The organism is Candidatus Tiamatella incendiivivens, assembly GCA_015522635.1.
Taxonomy (GTDB): Archaea; Thermoproteota; Thermoprotei_A; order Sulfolobales; family Acidilobaceae; genus Tiamatella; species Tiamatella incendiivivens.
The window spans coordinates 138,169-154,431 of record WALW01000027.1; the positions used below are offsets into that span (position 1 = coordinate 138,169).

The 16,263-nt window shown below is 39.6% G+C and carries 19 protein-coding genes and 1 pseudogene; 11 read left to right on the forward strand and 9 right to left on the reverse strand.

Going from position 1 to position 16,263, the window contains the following annotated elements; translation table 11 throughout:
* The first annotated feature begins 36 nt into the window (after positions 1 to 36).
* Both F7B60_07485 and serS read left to right on the forward strand, forming a co-directional pair.
* Complete coding sequence (locus tag F7B60_07485) at positions 37 to 432, forward strand: iron-sulfur cluster assembly protein (GenBank protein MCE4615351.1); 396 nt, start codon at positions 37 to 39, stop codon at positions 430 to 432.
* A 168-nt stretch (positions 433 to 600) separates the two neighbouring features.
* Entirely contained in the window at positions 601 to 2,007 is a 1,407-nt protein-coding gene (gene serS, locus F7B60_07490) for a serine--tRNA ligase (GenBank protein ID MCE4615352.1), read from the forward strand.
* Here the strand turns inward: serS and F7B60_07495 are convergent.
* The 4 genes from F7B60_07495 to surE form a co-directional block, all read right to left on the reverse strand.
* Positions 2,004 to 2,333 carry a hypothetical protein gene (locus F7B60_07495; protein MCE4615353.1) on the reverse strand — a complete coding sequence of 110 codons (330 nt, stop codon included), beginning with the start codon at positions 2,331 to 2,333 and terminating at the stop codon, positions 2,004 to 2,006. The two genes, serS and F7B60_07495, sit on opposite strands and share 4 nt — an antisense overlap.
* Before the next feature lie 19 nt (positions 2,334 to 2,352).
* Positions 2,353 to 2,859, reverse strand: a complete 507-nt coding sequence (locus F7B60_07500) for a hypothetical protein (protein ID MCE4615354.1) — start codon at positions 2,857 to 2,859, stop codon at positions 2,353 to 2,355.
* Positions 2,860 to 2,971: 112 nt separating this feature from the next.
* A complete protein-coding gene (locus F7B60_07505; protein ID MCE4615355.1) occupies positions 2,972 to 5,362 on the reverse strand; it encodes a hypothetical protein in 2,391 nt (796 codons plus the stop codon).
* A gap of 36 nt (positions 5,363 to 5,398) precedes the next feature.
* Positions 5,399 to 6,220, reverse strand: coding sequence for a 5'/3'-nucleotidase SurE (gene surE, locus F7B60_07510; protein MCE4615356.1), 822 nt, complete (start codon positions 6,218 to 6,220; stop codon positions 5,399 to 5,401).
* Between the two features lie 71 nt (positions 6,221 to 6,291).
* On the opposite strand from surE, the gene F7B60_07515 reads away from it, so the two are divergent.
* The 3 genes and pseudogenes from F7B60_07515 (at position 6,292) to F7B60_07525 (ending at position 8,742) form a co-directional block, all read left to right on the forward strand.
* The gene (locus F7B60_07515; protein ID MCE4615357.1) at positions 6,292 to 7,635 is read left to right on the forward strand and encodes a cyclic 2,3-diphosphoglycerate synthase; all 1,344 of its coding nucleotides are present in this window, start codon (positions 6,292 to 6,294) and stop codon (positions 7,633 to 7,635) included.
* A 70-nt stretch (positions 7,636 to 7,705) separates the two neighbouring features.
* On the forward strand, positions 7,706 to 7,963 hold the full coding sequence (locus F7B60_07520) for a hypothetical protein (protein ID MCE4615358.1): 258 nt from the start codon (positions 7,706 to 7,708) through the stop codon (positions 7,961 to 7,963).
* A 557-nt stretch (positions 7,964 to 8,520) separates the two neighbouring features.
* Positions 8,521 to 8,742, forward strand: a pseudogene (locus tag F7B60_07525) (ArsR family transcriptional regulator).
* Between the two features lie 111 nt (positions 8,743 to 8,853).
* Here F7B60_07525 and F7B60_07530 read toward each other — a convergent pair.
* Positions 8,854 to 9,180, reverse strand: a complete 327-nt coding sequence (locus F7B60_07530; protein MCE4615359.1) for a hypothetical protein — start codon at positions 9,178 to 9,180, stop codon at positions 8,854 to 8,856.
* A gap of 169 nt (positions 9,181 to 9,349) precedes the next feature.
* Here F7B60_07530 and F7B60_07535 point away from each other — a divergent pair, with 169 nt between their 5' ends.
* Positions 9,350 to 9,628 (forward strand): hypothetical protein, encoded by a 279-nt coding sequence (locus tag F7B60_07535; protein MCE4615360.1) that lies wholly within the window; start codon positions 9,350 to 9,352, stop codon positions 9,626 to 9,628.
* Positions 9,629 to 9,656: 28 nt separating this feature from the next.
* On the opposite strand, the gene F7B60_07540 is transcribed toward F7B60_07535, so the two are convergent.
* Both F7B60_07540 and F7B60_07545 read right to left on the reverse strand, forming a co-directional pair.
* A complete protein-coding gene (locus tag F7B60_07540; GenBank protein ID MCE4615361.1) occupies positions 9,657 to 10,277 on the reverse strand; it encodes a hypothetical protein in 621 nt (206 codons plus the stop codon).
* A complete protein-coding gene (locus tag F7B60_07545; protein MCE4615362.1) occupies positions 10,270 to 11,394 on the reverse strand; it encodes an ATP-NAD kinase family protein in 1,125 nt (374 codons plus the stop codon). The genes F7B60_07540 and F7B60_07545 overlap by 8 nt, the downstream gene beginning before the upstream one ends.
* An 82-nt stretch (positions 11,395 to 11,476) precedes the next feature.
* Between F7B60_07545 and F7B60_07550 the strand changes: the two genes are divergently transcribed.
* On the forward strand, positions 11,477 to 12,001 hold the full coding sequence (locus F7B60_07550; protein MCE4615363.1) for a nicotinamide-nucleotide adenylyltransferase: 525 nt from the start codon (positions 11,477 to 11,479) through the stop codon (positions 11,999 to 12,001).
* A gap of 3 nt (positions 12,002 to 12,004) precedes the next feature.
* Here the strand turns inward: F7B60_07550 and prf1 are convergent, their stop codons facing one another.
* Complete coding sequence (gene prf1, locus F7B60_07555) at positions 12,005 to 13,114, reverse strand: peptide chain release factor aRF-1 (GenBank protein MCE4615364.1); 1,110 nt, start codon at positions 13,112 to 13,114, stop codon at positions 12,005 to 12,007.
* Positions 13,115 to 13,203: 89 nt separating this feature from the next.
* On the opposite strand from prf1, the gene F7B60_07560 reads away from it, so the two are divergent.
* Together F7B60_07560 and F7B60_07565 are read left to right on the forward strand one after the other, a co-directional pair.
* Positions 13,204 to 13,803: an L-threonylcarbamoyladenylate synthase gene (locus F7B60_07560; GenBank protein MCE4615365.1), complete on the forward strand. Its 600-nt coding sequence runs from the start codon at positions 13,204 to 13,206 to the stop codon at positions 13,801 to 13,803.
* A gap of 63 nt (positions 13,804 to 13,866) precedes the next feature.
* Complete coding sequence (locus F7B60_07565) at positions 13,867 to 14,175, forward strand: hypothetical protein (GenBank protein MCE4615366.1); 309 nt, start codon at positions 13,867 to 13,869, stop codon at positions 14,173 to 14,175.
* Between the two features lie 12 nt (positions 14,176 to 14,187).
* Here the strand turns inward: F7B60_07565 and argF are convergent, their stop codons facing one another.
* Entirely contained in the window at positions 14,188 to 15,129 is a 942-nt protein-coding gene (gene argF, locus F7B60_07570; GenBank protein MCE4615367.1) for an ornithine carbamoyltransferase, read from the reverse strand.
* Positions 15,130 to 15,208: 79 nt separating this feature from the next.
* On the opposite strand from argF, the gene F7B60_07575 reads away from it, so the two are divergent.
* A complete protein-coding gene (locus F7B60_07575) occupies positions 15,209 to 15,505 on the forward strand; it encodes a hypothetical protein (GenBank protein MCE4615368.1) in 297 nt (98 codons plus the stop codon).
* Positions 15,450 to 16,082, forward strand: a complete 633-nt coding sequence (locus F7B60_07580) for a hypothetical protein (GenBank protein ID MCE4615369.1) — start codon at positions 15,450 to 15,452, stop codon at positions 16,080 to 16,082. The genes F7B60_07575 and F7B60_07580 overlap by 56 nt, the downstream gene beginning before the upstream one ends.
* Positions 16,083 to 16,263: the final 181 nt, after the last annotated feature.

Below are 16,263 nucleotides of genomic sequence, written 5' to 3' on the forward strand. Positions count from 1 at the left end.
AACTATCCATGTTTATTTTTGAAGAAGGTGGAGTGAATGGCACTAACCGTGAAGGAAAAAGAGGAACTGAGAAAGAATATAATAGAAGTACTCAAAGAAGTGTATGATCCTGAAATTCCTATCGATGTATGGAACCTAGGATTGATATATGATATAGACATAGATGATGAAGGTAATGTGCATATATTGATGACTATGACAGCAATAGGATGCCCTGTAGCAGGGTTAATAGTTCATTATGTAGAAGAGGCTCTTAAGGACGGTATAGCCGAGTTAAGAGATAAGAATGTTGAAATAGAGATTACTTGGGATCCGCCTTGGACTCCTGATAGAGTAACACCTGAAGGAAGAGAATTACTCAAAGCCATGTTCGGATACGACGTTGTCGAAGAATGGAAGAAGCGTATGGAGCAACAACCTACCACTGCTTGAAAATCTTTAATTTTATACAAAATAGTGAACTCCTATCATACGGGGGCAGTGATGAATCCTAGCCAGTCAGACTTAATGAAGAGCGGACCACGAACTTCAGAGCCCCTTCTATGCCACCAATCCGTTATATAACCCTTGTCTATTCCATGTTAATGACAGGTGTTAGTGTTGAGCTGGTCTATTCTTGCATTGCTGAGAGAAAACCCTGAGCTACTCAAGGAACAAGTAAAACGGCGACTTATGGATTCAAAGCTAGTAGATGAAGCTAAGAAAATAGATGAAGCATGGAGAAAAGCTTTAACTGGTTTGAACAATATGCGTAGCCAACATAATAAACTGAGTAGATCTTTGAAAGAGGTTCAGGATTCCTCTGAGAGGCAACTGCTTATACAACAAGCTAGAGAGCTGGCAAATAGTATTAAGAGAGAAGAAGAAAAGTTGCAGGTTATTGAAGAGAAGAGGAGAGAATTACTTCTTGCACTACCTAACATAGTCGAAGATGATGTTCCCATAGGAGAGGAGGATGCCAGTATACCCATCCGGTTTTGGGGCAAGCCAAAGGTATGGATAGGATATATCAATATCTTCCTAGAACAGACAAAAAAATACGGGTTTGCTGTTGATTATGACGCGCTTGAAGAGAAACCAACCGGACATGCTGATATGTTAGAACAGGTTCTAAAACTCGGAGATACCTTGAAAGCAGGTGAAGTAGCGGGATCTAGGTTTTTCTACTTATTCCAGGACATAATCTGGCTAGAAACAGCGTTACTTGCATATGCTATAGATAAGATGACATCTAAAGGATACACTTTAGTAATGCCGCCCTATATGCTACGTGGGAAAATAATTAAAAGAGTTATAGACTTGGAAACATTCAAAGACGCCATTTATAAGATAGAAAATGAAGACCTGTACCTCATTGCGACAGCTGAGCACCCGTTAGCAGCTTTATACTCAGAGGAAGAATTATACGATGGCGAGCTTCCTCTCAAGCTTGTAGGTATAAGTCCATGTTTCAGGAAAGAAGCTGGAGCAGGAAACAGAGATTTAAAAGGAATATTCCGTGTTCACCAGTTCCACAAGGTTGAACAGTTCGTTTACTCTCTACCTGAAGAGAGCAAGGGGATACATGAAGAAATAATCAAAAATGCAGAGGATATCTTTCAAGGGCTAGGTTTACCTTATAGAATAATTAATATCGCTTCAGGAGACCTCGGCGCATGTGCCGTAAAGAAATATGACCTTGAAGTATGGATGCCTGCGCAAGGAAAGTTCCGTGAAATGGTAAGTGCTAGCAACTGTACTGACTGGCAAGCATATAGGCTAAAAATACGGCTTATACGTAGGAAGGGCATGGAAAGGTCTTATGTACATACCTTAAACAGTACAGCAATAGCATCAACTAGAACTATTACAGCTATATTAGAGAACTACCAAAATAAAGATGGAACTATTACTATACCTCAGGTCCTCAGGAAATATCTGGAGGCATATAAAGCCGCTCCTAAAGATTATATTCATCCCGCTAAAAAAATCACTTCACCTAAGGTAAAAAAGAAAACAACAGGCTAAGCCCTCCCAAATAACCTAGAGAACACCCCCTTCTTTCTTACCAGGGTCTTATCATCTATTCCGTTCATTCTATTGAATACTAAAGCTCGGGCCATATTATCACTCATACCTAAATATTTGGAAGCCGTATTCCATAGCAAGACAAGTTCTTCATGTGAGGCATAGTCAACAGGTAAACCTTGCCTTCCAGTGTCTTCCCATCTACAATATAAATTGTCTATCATTTGCACCACAGCAGGATCAGAATAGAATGCTGATTTAACCCACTTTCTCGGGTCTTGATCCAAAAATATAGTGAGCTTTTCCTTCAGCTTCTCGTCACTCATCGTAACCTACCTTCTACTATCACGTTACTCCTTTCTCCATGAACGTTTTTATTTTATCATCTGCATAGTGGTGAGCTTCATTTAATATGATATTAACCTCCTTTTCTTTATCCAGTGTAGTAAATGATAAATCAGTGGATTCCAAGGTTTCTACAGGAGCAGATGTCTCTATATGTATGGAAGCAATTAAATCCTCTATCTCTGAGAGGGAAACTATTAGATCCTGTTCAATACCACTAAATTCGCTATGTGCCCTGTTAAATACCTCCTTAACCAACTCTAAGTCTCTACTGGACATTAAACCAGTGATCAACAGTGTTTCCGCCCGGGTTATCATCCATTCCAAAACATAGTCAATATAGTATAGTGTTCTAAGCATGTTTAACAGAATACCTTTCTCTTCTCTTGTAGTTCTTTTCGAGTGAAGCCTTCGTTCTAACCTGTTTATATGCAGTCTTATTTTCATCTGCGTCTTCCTTATTGCTGAAATAGCATTGTATAACTTTCTCTGGCTATTTTTATCCACTACCGCTCCCTCTAACGCGGTCTATAAAATTATTATATAGAAACCATAAAATCTTCGAATCACCCTAGCATTTGGTAAAAATTAGGATTTAAGAATATAATTCTATGTAACTTCATCCTGTCCACTTATAAAGTATTATCATCACAGCAGTCGCTTGTGTATGGTCAGGTGTTACATATGGGCATCCAACAAAAACTTTTTCCGGAGCGAAACCCATGACTGTAGCTGGTTTTGGAACTGGTACAAATCCTTGTCCTCCCAATCCTGAACCCATCGCTCGTACTATGAACTGAACGCCAGTCACATTACTGAATAATGGATCATTACATCCTATCCTATGATCTAAAAGGTTGTAGGCTCCATCAATCATCAACTGGTATATCAAGGTATTCCTTACTTTATCAACTACTGATACTGGAACCCCTACCAGGCCTGGGAAGTTCTTCCACGCGTAATATACACTACTATAGTTAGTATCAAAAGGTGTAAGCCTTGGATCAATGTTCACTCTTCTACCTATTCTTAGCATTTGGAAGCTCTTAGCCCAATCCGCCTGTCCTTGACTTATCACATAATAACCCTTCTGTCTATAAATAGCCTCTTCAATATCCGATGAAGGCATATTATAAGCTGGCATCACAATCAAAGTATTATTATTTTTGAAGAAGTAGAATACTTCATATGCAAGTATATATGTTTCATTAGGCTTGGCGCCAAGTTGCCTGAGAAGCGCTGATGCTTCACCGTCAGTACCTGTCATTATTCTAGCCAATAACATAATCTGTGTGGAGTTCAACGTAGCACCGTCCGCAACAGTCCTTCTTCCCGTGTTAACTGTTATCCAATATCCATAATCCCACCATGCTACTATTAGAGCATCCTTAGGGGTCGACTGGTTTATGTATTGTAATGCTTCCTTCCATGCATTATTTATAGGTACAACTACTGTATTGTTTATTTTGAAAGGTGAAAGACCTGATGTTTCTATTTGCGGAGCATGGAATTTAGCCATTGTAAGTGAGTCAGAGAACTGTAATAGAGCCCCTGAAACTACTATTATAACAAGAGTTCCAGCTATTATCACGGGAAGAGGATCTAGTGAAGCAGAGCTCTTTTTGAGGTTCAGTTTACCTAGAGATCCTCCTTCAGACAGGAATGCGAACTTAACGATGTCCCCAACAAATATTCCTGCTGCTATAGAAGATATTGTTGCCGACATCTGCGTTAGATAGGATAAATTCATGTTTCCATATAGTAATAGTATAACTGCCAGGAAAATGGTAGCTGTTACCGGGTTCTGCTTCTTCTTTGCCATTATCAGGTAAAGCTCGTAGAAAACACCAATAACCGCCACTATTAGCGCTATCCCATACTGATTCACTATATAGTTAATACTAGCACCCTGATTCTCTTGGACAGATGTTAATAGCGGTGAAAGTTTATTGACACCTAGTGCTGCCAGAATTCTCCCTCCCACTGGTAAATACCCAGAGAAAACTGCTACTCCTCCGACCAATATTACTGCTGACAAAACTACTAGGTAGTGCTCAATAGTGTATCCCTTCTTGTACAACCAGTACGCTATATAATAGAGGATAATAGATAGTGTGACGACAGCTCCCACTCCTTTAACGAAATAGAATAATCCTACCTTAGGGTATATTGAGGCTATTATACCGTATGTTAAATAGCTTGCTAGAAGAGCTTTGAATTTCCATTCCTCCATTTGCCTCCTAACAATTGGTGTAACAATTACTATTAACGCGAATAACGCTGTAATGAAATGTACACCGCCCCATATCCATCCTATGCTACCACCAAAGACGCCAGCTAATATACCGTATGTTATGCTTCTCTTCTCGTTTTTTGCCTCGAACATCATATGAGCAAATAATAAGAATAAGAGTAGGTTCGGTATCGCTATACCGGTTTTCTCAACGAACCCGACTATAGTTCTAGTAATTGCACCAGGTAGCATTGCAAAGAGCATTGCTGACACTAGACCGCCCAACATGCTATTTGTAAGCCTATATACTAGGTAGAATCCTATCACTACTGCTGTAGTTCCAGCTAAAACTGGCATTAGAGCTACCCAGCCTTTGAGAGACAAGCCTAAAGCAACTGCTATAGGGTAGGTTGCCGCGGCAAACCATGACACGCCTATGTACTCAGTGCTTAGAAAGTTCCTCCCCCAAGGCCACCAGAACTCGGTTACATGTTCTAGTCCCTTAAATGCAAACAGTCCATGTTGATGGAAATATTCTGATATCCAGTATGCTATCCAAGGGTCGTTGGCATCTAGTTCCAGTCCATACTTAGTCGCGGGTAAATATCTAACATAGAATGCTAGTATTGTTACAACTGTTAAAGTTAAAACTGTTAGAATTTTCCTATAGCCAACTATGACATCTAGAATTTTAATAGAGATACTGCCCATTTCGTGTGAGCCTTTACTCTTCTTTTTTCTGGCTTTAGACTTTCTGTCCCTAGAAGACTTCGCCATTTAGGACTACCCCTTCAACCCATCAACTTGAATGTATTACCGCAGATGTTTAAACCTTTGCTTAATTCTCCAACTAACCGCGTCAATAAGCTTTACTGTCTCCTCGATAGATTCAGTTCTCTTTGGATAAAGGTTAAATGAAATAGGAGTAACTGCTATGTTCCCTTCTTTAATTACAACATACACGTCCGTTCCTTCTTCAGGTTCAACAGGTTTACCATACAACCAGTAGTACTTCTTACCCCTAGGATCTCCCCTTTCCTCCATATATTCTAAGAATCTCATTCTAGCAGGTCGAGCCAGTTTTATTTCCGTCTCCAAAGTCACTTCACATGGAAAATTAATGTTCAATACATCAACTCCCACAGGTAATCCGTTTTTAATTACACGCCATGAAAATTCTCTGACAACCTTGCGTATAATAGATACATATATATCATCTTCAAAAGCTTCATGGTTATCCACGGCAGCCGAGAATGCTATAGATGGAATACCAAGTAAACCCGCTTGTGCAGCAACCCCGATTGTTCCACTAGATAAAATTACCTGTACACTAGTATTGTCTCCGATGTTAACTCCAGATACCGCTAAATCTATTTTATTTGTTAAAACATTCGAAGCTAGATGAATAACATCACTAGGTGTACCATTTATTGCATATACATTAACCCCCCATACGTGCATCTCTTCGATTCTCAAAGGTTTATGAAGTGTTAATCCCAACCCACTCGAGCTTTTCGGAGTTTCTGGGGCAATAACATAAGTCTCACCTAGATCGTTCACAGCTTCGTACAATACCTTCAGTCCAGGTGAGTAGACCCCATCATCGTTTGATACAAGTATAACAGGCTTATTCATTGTTATTCACTTCACTCTACGGATAGTAATTTAACCTACTATAAAATATGAATCCATCAAGGTGAAATCCTATGGCGGATAGAGTTAAAGTAGTTATAATGGGTGCTGGTGGAAGAGATTTCCACAACTATAACTTGTATTTTCGTGACAACCCCAAGTATGAGGTTGTGGCATTCACTGCAGCCCAAATACCAGGAATAATTGGCAGGCGATATCCTGCAACACTGGCAGGCAAACTATACCCTTCTGGGATACCTATACTACCAGAAGATGACCTGGAGGATATAGTAAAGAAAAACAGTGTAGACCTTGTGGTCCTAGCGTACAGTGATCTCTTATACAAAGACGTTGGGGAGAAAATAAGCAGAGCACTGGCAAGTGGAGCGTCTTTCAAAATACTAGGGCCTAGAGACACTATGATTCCCAGCTCCAAACCAGTAATAGCTGTAACAGCCATCAGAACTGGTGCTGGTAAAAGTACTGTTTCAAAAGCCATAGTCGAGTACTTGACAAGCAAAGGCTATAAGACCGCAGTAATAAGACACCCTATGGCCTATGGAGACTTGGAAAGAATGACTGTTCAAAAATTCTTAACAGAAGAAGACTTAGAGAAATACAATGTAACAGTAGAGGAAAGAGAAGAATACGAGCAATACATACGTATGGGCCAAACAGTATACGCAGGAGTTGACTATGGGAAAATACTAGAGCTTGCTGAAAGAGAAGCTGATATAATTCACTGGGATGGAGGCAACAATGACTGGCCGTTTTATCAGCCAGATAAACTAATAGTCGTAACAGATGCTATGAGACCCGGGCACGAATTAGAAAGCTTCCCTGGAGAAGTAAACTTCAGGATAGCTGATCATATCGTAATAAACAAAGCTGATCAAGCAAAGCCTGAAGCTCTCTCCATGATAAAGGAGAACGCTAAGAAAGCTAATCCTAATGCAACGATAACCGTTGCAAAAAGCGTTGTAGAACTAGATGCTCCAGAACTAGTCGAAGGAAAACAAGTAATAGTAGTTGAAGACTCCCCCACAGTAACTCATGGAGGATTACCATATGCAGCAGGATATGTAGCGGCAAAGAAGTATGGGGCAAAAGAAATAGTAGATCCTAGGCCTTATGCTGTAGGTGTAATAAAGAAGATGTACGGGAAATATACCCACATGGGACCCGTATTACCAAGCACCGGATATTCTCCCGAGCAACTTAGAGATCTAGAAGAAACGATAAGGAAAACGCCCGCAGACACTGTTATACTAGGAACGCCCGCAGACATTACTAGGTTAATCAACATAGACAAGACTACTGTGAAAGTAACATATCGCATAGAAGTTGTTGAGGGACCTACAATAAAGGATATCGTAGAAGACTTCCTTTCTCAAACAAAAAGCAAACTTGGCTTTTAGTGACTGATAAACATCTTTTAACTCTTTTTACCAGTACTTTTATAACAGTTAGACCTTAGGGTGTATTAATTTGAGTTTTACAAAAGACGCATCTCCTTACCAAAGGAAGACAGATGTAAAACATACTAGAATAGCAAACTTACTTGAGATAAAACCCGAATCTGAGTGCCCTTTTTTCGAAGTGCATGAAGAAGGAGACGGTTATATAGCTATATGTAGAGTTCAGGGAAGAGCTCTTACTAGGCATGAAGCGAGATTATGCGAGGAGTACTGGGAGAAATGCCCCTTCAAGCGGTACGGAGATTTTCTAAAGGATTTATTTACCTGAAATCGCCGAGATCATTATTCTCTTACTTAGCAATTTCTGGAAGCTTTACGCAACACTCTGAATTTATTTCTTTCAGACTATCTATGAACTGGTAAATATAAGCCCGTAGCAGCAAGGCAGGCTCATCATAAGATAAATCTATATATATATGCCTCGTTTTTTCTAGTAATAATATAGAATCACTGCAAATCAGTTTATTATTATTACTTTTGATAGTAATAGTAAACTTGTTAACCTCTTGCATAATATTGTTTACTATGTCAATGTATCTAAGGATTTTTAGTTTCCCCTCCTCGGAAAGTCGTCCGCTGTTCAATAAAACCGAGTACCTCATAAGAAGATCTACAAGCATTTTCTTTATTACACTAATTTTGTTTTTCTGTAGGCCTGTAATACACATATAGATACCCCCGCGACTTTGGGGAAAGCGATGTCTTTATTCCTGTAAAGGCTTATTTAAGAGGTTAGTCCAAGATATTTTTGAGACAAAAAGTTTATCCATATCGGCATACACCTCTATAAGCACAGTATCCTATAGCGTAAGTAGGTGTTAAGGTATGGAGTTCAGAAATAATGTGGAACAAGAGGATATAAACCTCTCAATTTTATATGAAGATACAGATTTGGTTGTTATGACTGCTCCCAATGAAGACGAGCTACGTGACATTCTTTTGAGGCTCCTAAAAGAAGGCCCACAAACGATCCGTCAGTTGCATTCCTATTTATCAGGCCTAGCTAGCGAGGATAAGATCAGAAGAGCCTTGAACACTCTTATTGAAGAGAGGAAAGTCGACTATGACAAACAAGGTAGATATTTTCTTGCTGAATATATTGATGAAGAAGACTTCAAAGGTTCCATGTACCTAGAAGAGGTAGGTGGTACCTCAAATCTATATGACTAGCCATGGATTAACTAGATCTTGGAAATCCGCAGGTAGCGGTTTCTTTTTCTCAACATAGTGTTGATATGCTTTCTCTAGGTATTCTATAAATATAGGGCAGTTATCGAAACGCCCATCTCTATCACATTTCCCCTCGGTACCTTTGAGAGTAAGCATAAGAAAGCATGCTTGAGTTTTCTTGTCATAGTATGGGCATAGTCTGTGTTTTCTTTTTGCATTATTTAGCATCTTATTAACCCATCTATTCTTGGCGTCTAGCTCTTTTTCCCCAGTTTCCCCTGAAATCATAGAATCGAAATCGTTAATTTTTGGCAAAAATTCAACACCTCCTGAGATCCTTCTAAGATATAATCATATAGGCCAAAAGGACTAAATAATTGATTAAACGTATCACTAACCCTTTTAAACTACCAACGGTATAAATATACAGAAGGTGGTCAACCCACTATTTCTGTAATAAATCACCTAGAACGAGGTGGCCATGTTGGCCAAGGATTTTAATACTTCGGAACTAGTCGACATCATAGCCTCCGCAGGATTAATTGAAGACTTCATTAAATGGTACCGGGAAAGGTTCGATTCCATGGAAGTCCCCTCTACAAAGTCTCTACCGCCATATATACTGATCGAATATGCCAAACTGAGGAAACTTATCCCTTCGAATGATCCAATAGAAGAGAACCTCAAAAACAGTGACGATATTATAAAATATGAACCCCTAGAAGTTAAACCTCGAATAACCCCTAAAAACCGGAAATATTGAGTAGTTCAATAATATTTGTTTAAAATCTCTAAAGTGGAGTGAAGAATAATAATATGCTAACCGTGAATATTACTCCCCACTTTAGAGGGCTTATTTTCACCATCTTCCATCCGTCAAGAGGAGGGATAGGAAGTAAATTAAACACTGCAAGCCACACATTAATAACTAGAAATCCCTGTAGGAAAACCGAGTGAATTCCTGCGTAATAAATCGCTATCGCGACTATTGCTAGAACAATATTAGTTAGTGGGCCCCAGCTGGATATCTCGAATTCCCCTTCACTACTGACCCTGCTGAAACATATTAAACTAGTAAATCCAGGTATCAATAGTTTGATTGGAGAAAAACCTGATGCAATTGTCACTAAAACACCCCACGCAGTAGTCACATACATTGATAGACACCCATTTCTTCTTCCTGCGTATTTATGAGCAGACTCGTGAATAACCATCCCTACTATAAGACCCATTAAAAGACCATCATTGTAAAGATTTAGATAAGTCCCCATTCTGAACATATTGATTCCTAGGAATGCAAAAGCTATAGAGAATATTCCCAGGAACCAAGACCCTGGCTCACTGTATATTTTATTTATTATACTCCTCTTCGAGCTCTTGGAATAGTCTACTTCATAGTATGTTTCATTCAACAGATATCACCCTCTCCTCCATATAACCAACTATAACCCTTCTATAACCCTTGAATTTATCATCAATCTCTGGATATCCTGTGTCGACTCTCATTTTTTTAATATTCTGCATCTTACATTCACTCGCGATAATAAATAAGTTCCCCGGGTCAAGTTTTTCTAAGATCTTCCTTCCAAATTGATGATTCCCTCTACCGAATAAGACACCTTGGCCTCCTATAGGTGTAATTATTATCGAGTAATCTTCATAGGAACTTACCATTCTTAATAGTTGCTGGTAACTTAAATTCAGTCCAACTATTCCACCACTATAGATAGCGTCTACTCCAAGCAGAGTATAAGGTAAATGAAGATACTCGTGAATATACTTCACTGTCCTACCAGGACCTGTAAGGAATAATGCGTCGGGTTTCATTCCCATTATCTCAACGATATATTCTACCGCCCCTTCTAAACCACTATAACAGCTCAGAGTTTTTGATGGCTGTATTAACCCGTCAGAATATACTACAGGAAGATAGCCGAAGACCTTAAACCTTGTATTTTCCAAGGAGACCCAGTCGACTACTTCCCTTAAGTCCATCTTAACAGTGCTAGAGCTCTTCACGAACTCGCTTAGAACCTCTGCAGCATCTCTAGGTGTATATGCAAAGACTGCGCTGTAAACCTTAACTCCGGCAGGTATCCCTAGTACCGGAATGCTTTTTTCTCCCACCGCTTTGAGAATATCCCTAGCAGTTCCATCACCTCCTACAAAGGCTAGTAAATCTACACCTCTCTTAAGCATCTCTCTAACAGCACGGATAGTATGATTTCTTGTCGAAGGGAAAGAATTTAACCTTATAGATGAGATCCTCCGTAAAATAATATTATCACATTTGCCAAGAGCATATTGAGCAATACTATAACCCATATATCTAGGAGGCGTTATTATCTCTATATACCTGGATCCTCCGCATTCCAGTAAAGTGAAACTCCTCAGAAAAGAGAGGGCTTTTCTATAGGAAATGGGAACTCCCCCTCTTTTAACTGCTTCCATGAAAAACCCGTCAGTACCTCTTAATCCAACAAGTCCCCCTGTTCCTGATATAGGGTTAATTAGAAATCCTATTCTCACCAGGTATCCCTATATAATTAATAATCAACCATGCTAATCCTATATACTTCATGTAGAGAGTTCATGTGTGGTGCAAATTCCATTGAAACGAAGAGCGATGATTTTCGGGAGATTCCAACCATTACACAACGGCCATCTAGAACTGATTAAATGGGCTTTAAAACTGGGATACAATGAAGTTGTCCTCCTTATCGGAATGGCTTCCGAGAATTATACTCCGAGAAACCCGTTTACAGCTGGAGAAAGACTTGAAATGATACGTATAGCTGCAGAAACCACTGACATAGGATTAGAAAGAATCGTTACATCAGCTGTTCCCACACTTGAGACGAACATAGGGTGTACCTACTATGTACTCAGCTATGTGCCTAAAATAGACGCTATAATAACAAGGAACCCTATAATAACAAGAATATTCAAAGACGCTGGCTATAAGGTAGAGTATCCCCCGCTTTTCAATAGACAAGAGTATCGGGGGACATATATACGGGAATTGATAGCAAAAGGTAACTTACTATGGAAAAAACTAGTACCGCCTGGAATACCTGAATATATAGAGGAGATTGGGGGAGTCCAGAGGATAAGAGAGATAACAATGGAAGACTAATCATTACTTAGTCTTAAACCGTAAAACTCCAGCCAAACCATTAAATGTCATCTTTAACCATTCTGCCTCAGGAATGCTCTTAGGTATAATCACAGGCTTAGTACTCATGCTATTAGCCTTCTCAACCAGTGAATCAATATCCTCCCTCTCTTCGTGAATTAATAGATATTTAAGCATGCCATTATTCAATGCCACTATAACTTCTTTTTCTCCATAAACAGCCATACCAGTATCTTTAGCTAGATGGAGTTTAAATTCCTCTAGAGCGTTGATCGCGTCTCTATATCTCTGCGTCTCTATAACACCTTCCGCTTTCAAAACAGTCTCCTTTAACCCTTGAATGCCCTGATATGCAACATCAATCAATTGCTTTGATATCAGCTTCCTTAAACGATAGTCAAGATTACCAGTCTCCAAAAAGTCTGCCTTAGCATATCCTGGCCCAGCAATAATCAATCCCTTAAGTCTTCCCTGGTCAAGATATGGGAGGAAATACTTGTTAGCCCTCTCAGCTACCCGTTTAAAGAACTCAGAGACCATTTGTTCGATAATCCTATCATATCTCCTCTGACTTTGGCCTCCCATCTTATGTTTCCCTGGAATATAGTCAGAGACCTCCTCTATAACCTCCAAACTAGACCCTTGAAGTATACCTAGAGTTGCTTCATCTCTTTCAACTATAATGATACCTATAACATCTTTCTCCTCTAGCATATCCTCTAGAAACTCTAAGTGGAATTCTTTATCTGTCCTATAGAAGTATACTGGAACCTTGCCCGGTGGAGAGAACACGTAACAGATAAAATCACCTGTCTCCATGTTTTCTCCGCAAAAGAGCGCCAGCCCGTTAGGTGGTACCTTAGGTATCTTCGACAAACGATCCATGGCAGCAGACAATGCTCGTTGAACCGCATCACGTGTTCTCTTAAGCTTAATATTATCAGTTATCGACAACTCTTGTCTAAGCATGTTCATTACATCACTTAACGGTCTCCCGGGAGGGATGTAAAGACTTAATAATACTGTTGCTGGTTCTTTCCATTTCTTCAATTCTCTTATAATGTCTTGTAAATCCCTTTTAGTTGCTTGAAGCCTAGTTTCAACCTTCTCCAAACCGCACACCCTATTATTTCAATATCTATAAAACCATGTTTAAAGTTAAGTGAGGTATACCCTGTTTTTTAATTAGAAGGATGAGTGTCATGGCACAAATAGTATCAATATCAGAAGACACTTGCTTACCAGCCGCTGTCAAGAAACTTGCTAATCAAATACTAGCCAAAGATGGGCTCTTAGTATACCCTACAGATACTCTGTACGGTCTTGGAACGAGAATCACTAGCACAGGGCTAAGGAATGTATTTACAGTTAAGCTACGTCCTGGAAATACGAAACCTCCCATATTGATAAGCGAAACACATATAGCCCTCAAACTAGTTGAACCTAGCGATCTCCTTTGGGATTTAGCAGTAAAATACTGGCCCGGCCCATTGACTATAGTTGCAAAAGCATCTGAAAATGCGCCTGATCCCTTAAAAGATTGGGGTTATATCGGAGTCCGTCTACCTGATAGTTGTATTGCAAGAGAACTCGCCAGGCTTGCCGGCGGCTATATTATAGGTACATCAGCAAATGTTTCCGGTAGTCCTACTCCTTCTACAGTAAGGAAGATATATGAAATCTTTAGAGATACCATAGAACTATATATAGATGCGGGTCCAAGATTCGGCCCTGCTTCGACAGTAGTTATGATAGAAGATAACACTCTTAAAATCCTCAGAAAAGGAGTATTATTACCGTAATACCAAGCCATCCTTATTACAATGACATAAAAACACTAAACATTTCTATGGGTGCACAACTACTTGATCGAAATAACCGTATATAAAGGCTTAGACTCAAACAGCACTATTACATGGAGGTTAGTTAAGGATCTAATCATCACAATTAGCAAAGAATACGAGTTGGATATAAAACTAGATGTCATAGAGGTCCCAACAATTGAGTATAACAGGCTTCCAAAAGTAGCTGTAAATGGTGAAATCTTAGTAGAAGGCAGAATACCTGGGGTTGATGAACTGATTAATGCCATCTTTGACGTAATAAAGGGGAAAAGTGTACTTGGCCCGGCAGGATTCCCGTTACCTGCACCAGAAACAATGGCTGATATATAAGGCTACTTCCAGCTACTTAATGAAAACCGAAAGTATAGCCTTTTGTGCGTGAAGCCTATTCTCAGCCTGATCCCATACAATACTCATTGGCCCATCAATTACGTCGTCAGTAACCTCTTCACCTCTATGGGCTGGAAGACAATGCATGAATAAAGCTCTAGAAGCATGCCTCATTAGAGAAGCATTAACCTGATAGTTTCTCAAGATAGCCTCTTTCTCTTCAGCCTTTTCCTCTTGTCCCATACTAACCCAAACATCAGTATAGACCACATCAGCTCCTCTCACCGCCTCAACAGGATCCTCAATAACATCAATGAATCCGCCAGTCTCTTCAGCAGTAGAGAGAGAATATCCTAGGAGTTCCCTATTTGGATAAAGCTCCTTCGGAGATGCTATCATTAATACCATGCCAAGCTTAGATGCTGCTATCATAAGACTATTTAATACATTATCAGTTCCATCACCTACAAACGTGATCTTAACGCCCTTCAGTCTCCCAAGTTTCTCGTATATAGTCATTAGATCAGCCATTATCTGAGCCGGATGCGAGAGATCACTCAAAGCATTAATTACGGGTGAATCAGAATAGGCTGCCAGTTCTTCAAGGTCTTTATGGGAATTCACTCTTGCTACAATACCATCTAGATACCTTGACAATACCCTGGCAGTATCAGCTATCGTCTCTCCCCGTCCTAACTGAAGTTCATTCCAGCCTAGATAGAGTGGATGGGCACCTAATTGATAAGCAGCAATGTCGAAGCTTATCCTAGTCCTAGTACTAGGCTTCTGGAACAAGAGACCTATACTTCTACCTTCAAGCACCCTAAGCTTCCTCTCGCCCATATAAGATCTTCTCTTAAGGTCTAATCCCAGCTGTATTAACTGAAAGATCTCTTCTCCCTGGAAATCCCTCAAACATAGGAAGTCTTTGCCTTCCAAGTCATATAATGACATAGTCTACACCCGCATTTGTATGTGGACCTGCTTGCATTTATTAACACTCTACCAAGCAATTCCTCCACGGTGGAAGATATTGTCATATGCTAGAAAAATGGCTGATAGATCTGTCAAGGAAGCTTTATTCCAACAAGTGGAAGAGAATATCCCCATAGATGACGTGGTTGAATGGTTATATGAGGACTTCGGAGTGCATGCTGGACGGAAAAAATGGAGTAACCTAAAAAGAGCAACCCTGAAATCAACGGATATCAAACCGCAAGATATGGCCATACTATTAATGGACCATGATATACAACCAAATGAAGGGGCTTGGGATGTCCAGCCTAGAAGAGGTCTGTCAACTAATCCGAAACCTAGCCAAGATAGCTGAACCTCGGAGAAACATTTACCCAGGCTTTAATAAGGCACACGTCTTCCTAGCCATAACATGGGTCTCGCAGTCTCCTAAAAGCAGGCTTTTCCTAGAGAAAAATCTAGATATCGGCGAAGCATCTGTTAAAACACTGATCAAACGGTTAAAAGAGGAAGGTTTGATCGAAACTAGCAAACACTCAGGGTCCATGGTAACAGAGAAAGGAATGCGAATTGCCACGAAGCTAGTGTCCCAAATAAGAATATACAGGGCTACCTGTAATCCAACTAGTGAGAATGATCTCCTAACACTTATACCAAGTATACCTCCTCCAAAAGAAATGGTAGAAGTCTATGTTGTAAGAGACTATCTAGTTAGATCAGGATGTAATATATCCCTTATAGGAGGTTACACTCCAAAGAAACTGTACGCCCCTGGTGTAGACATACGTTATCTTAATAGTATCAGAAAATGTATTGAGGAATCATCTAATCTAGGACTATATAATGATCAAGGAGTTTTTGTGTTTTTCCCGAGGGATAGCCTCTCTAAGTGCCTAGACGGAATATTTTCATTCTTCTTGTCTTTATGTTAACTCAAAAATGTTAACCGGGGAGTTAACAAACTATTAGTTTAAAAGTATAACCTACTACTTCCAAAGAGCTCTAATTATTGTAAGATGAAATAATTATAAAAAGTGTAATACATCAAGTATTATTGTAAGATGAAATTTGATCATTATACAAAAACCTGTCGTAATACTCATATAAAGGCAT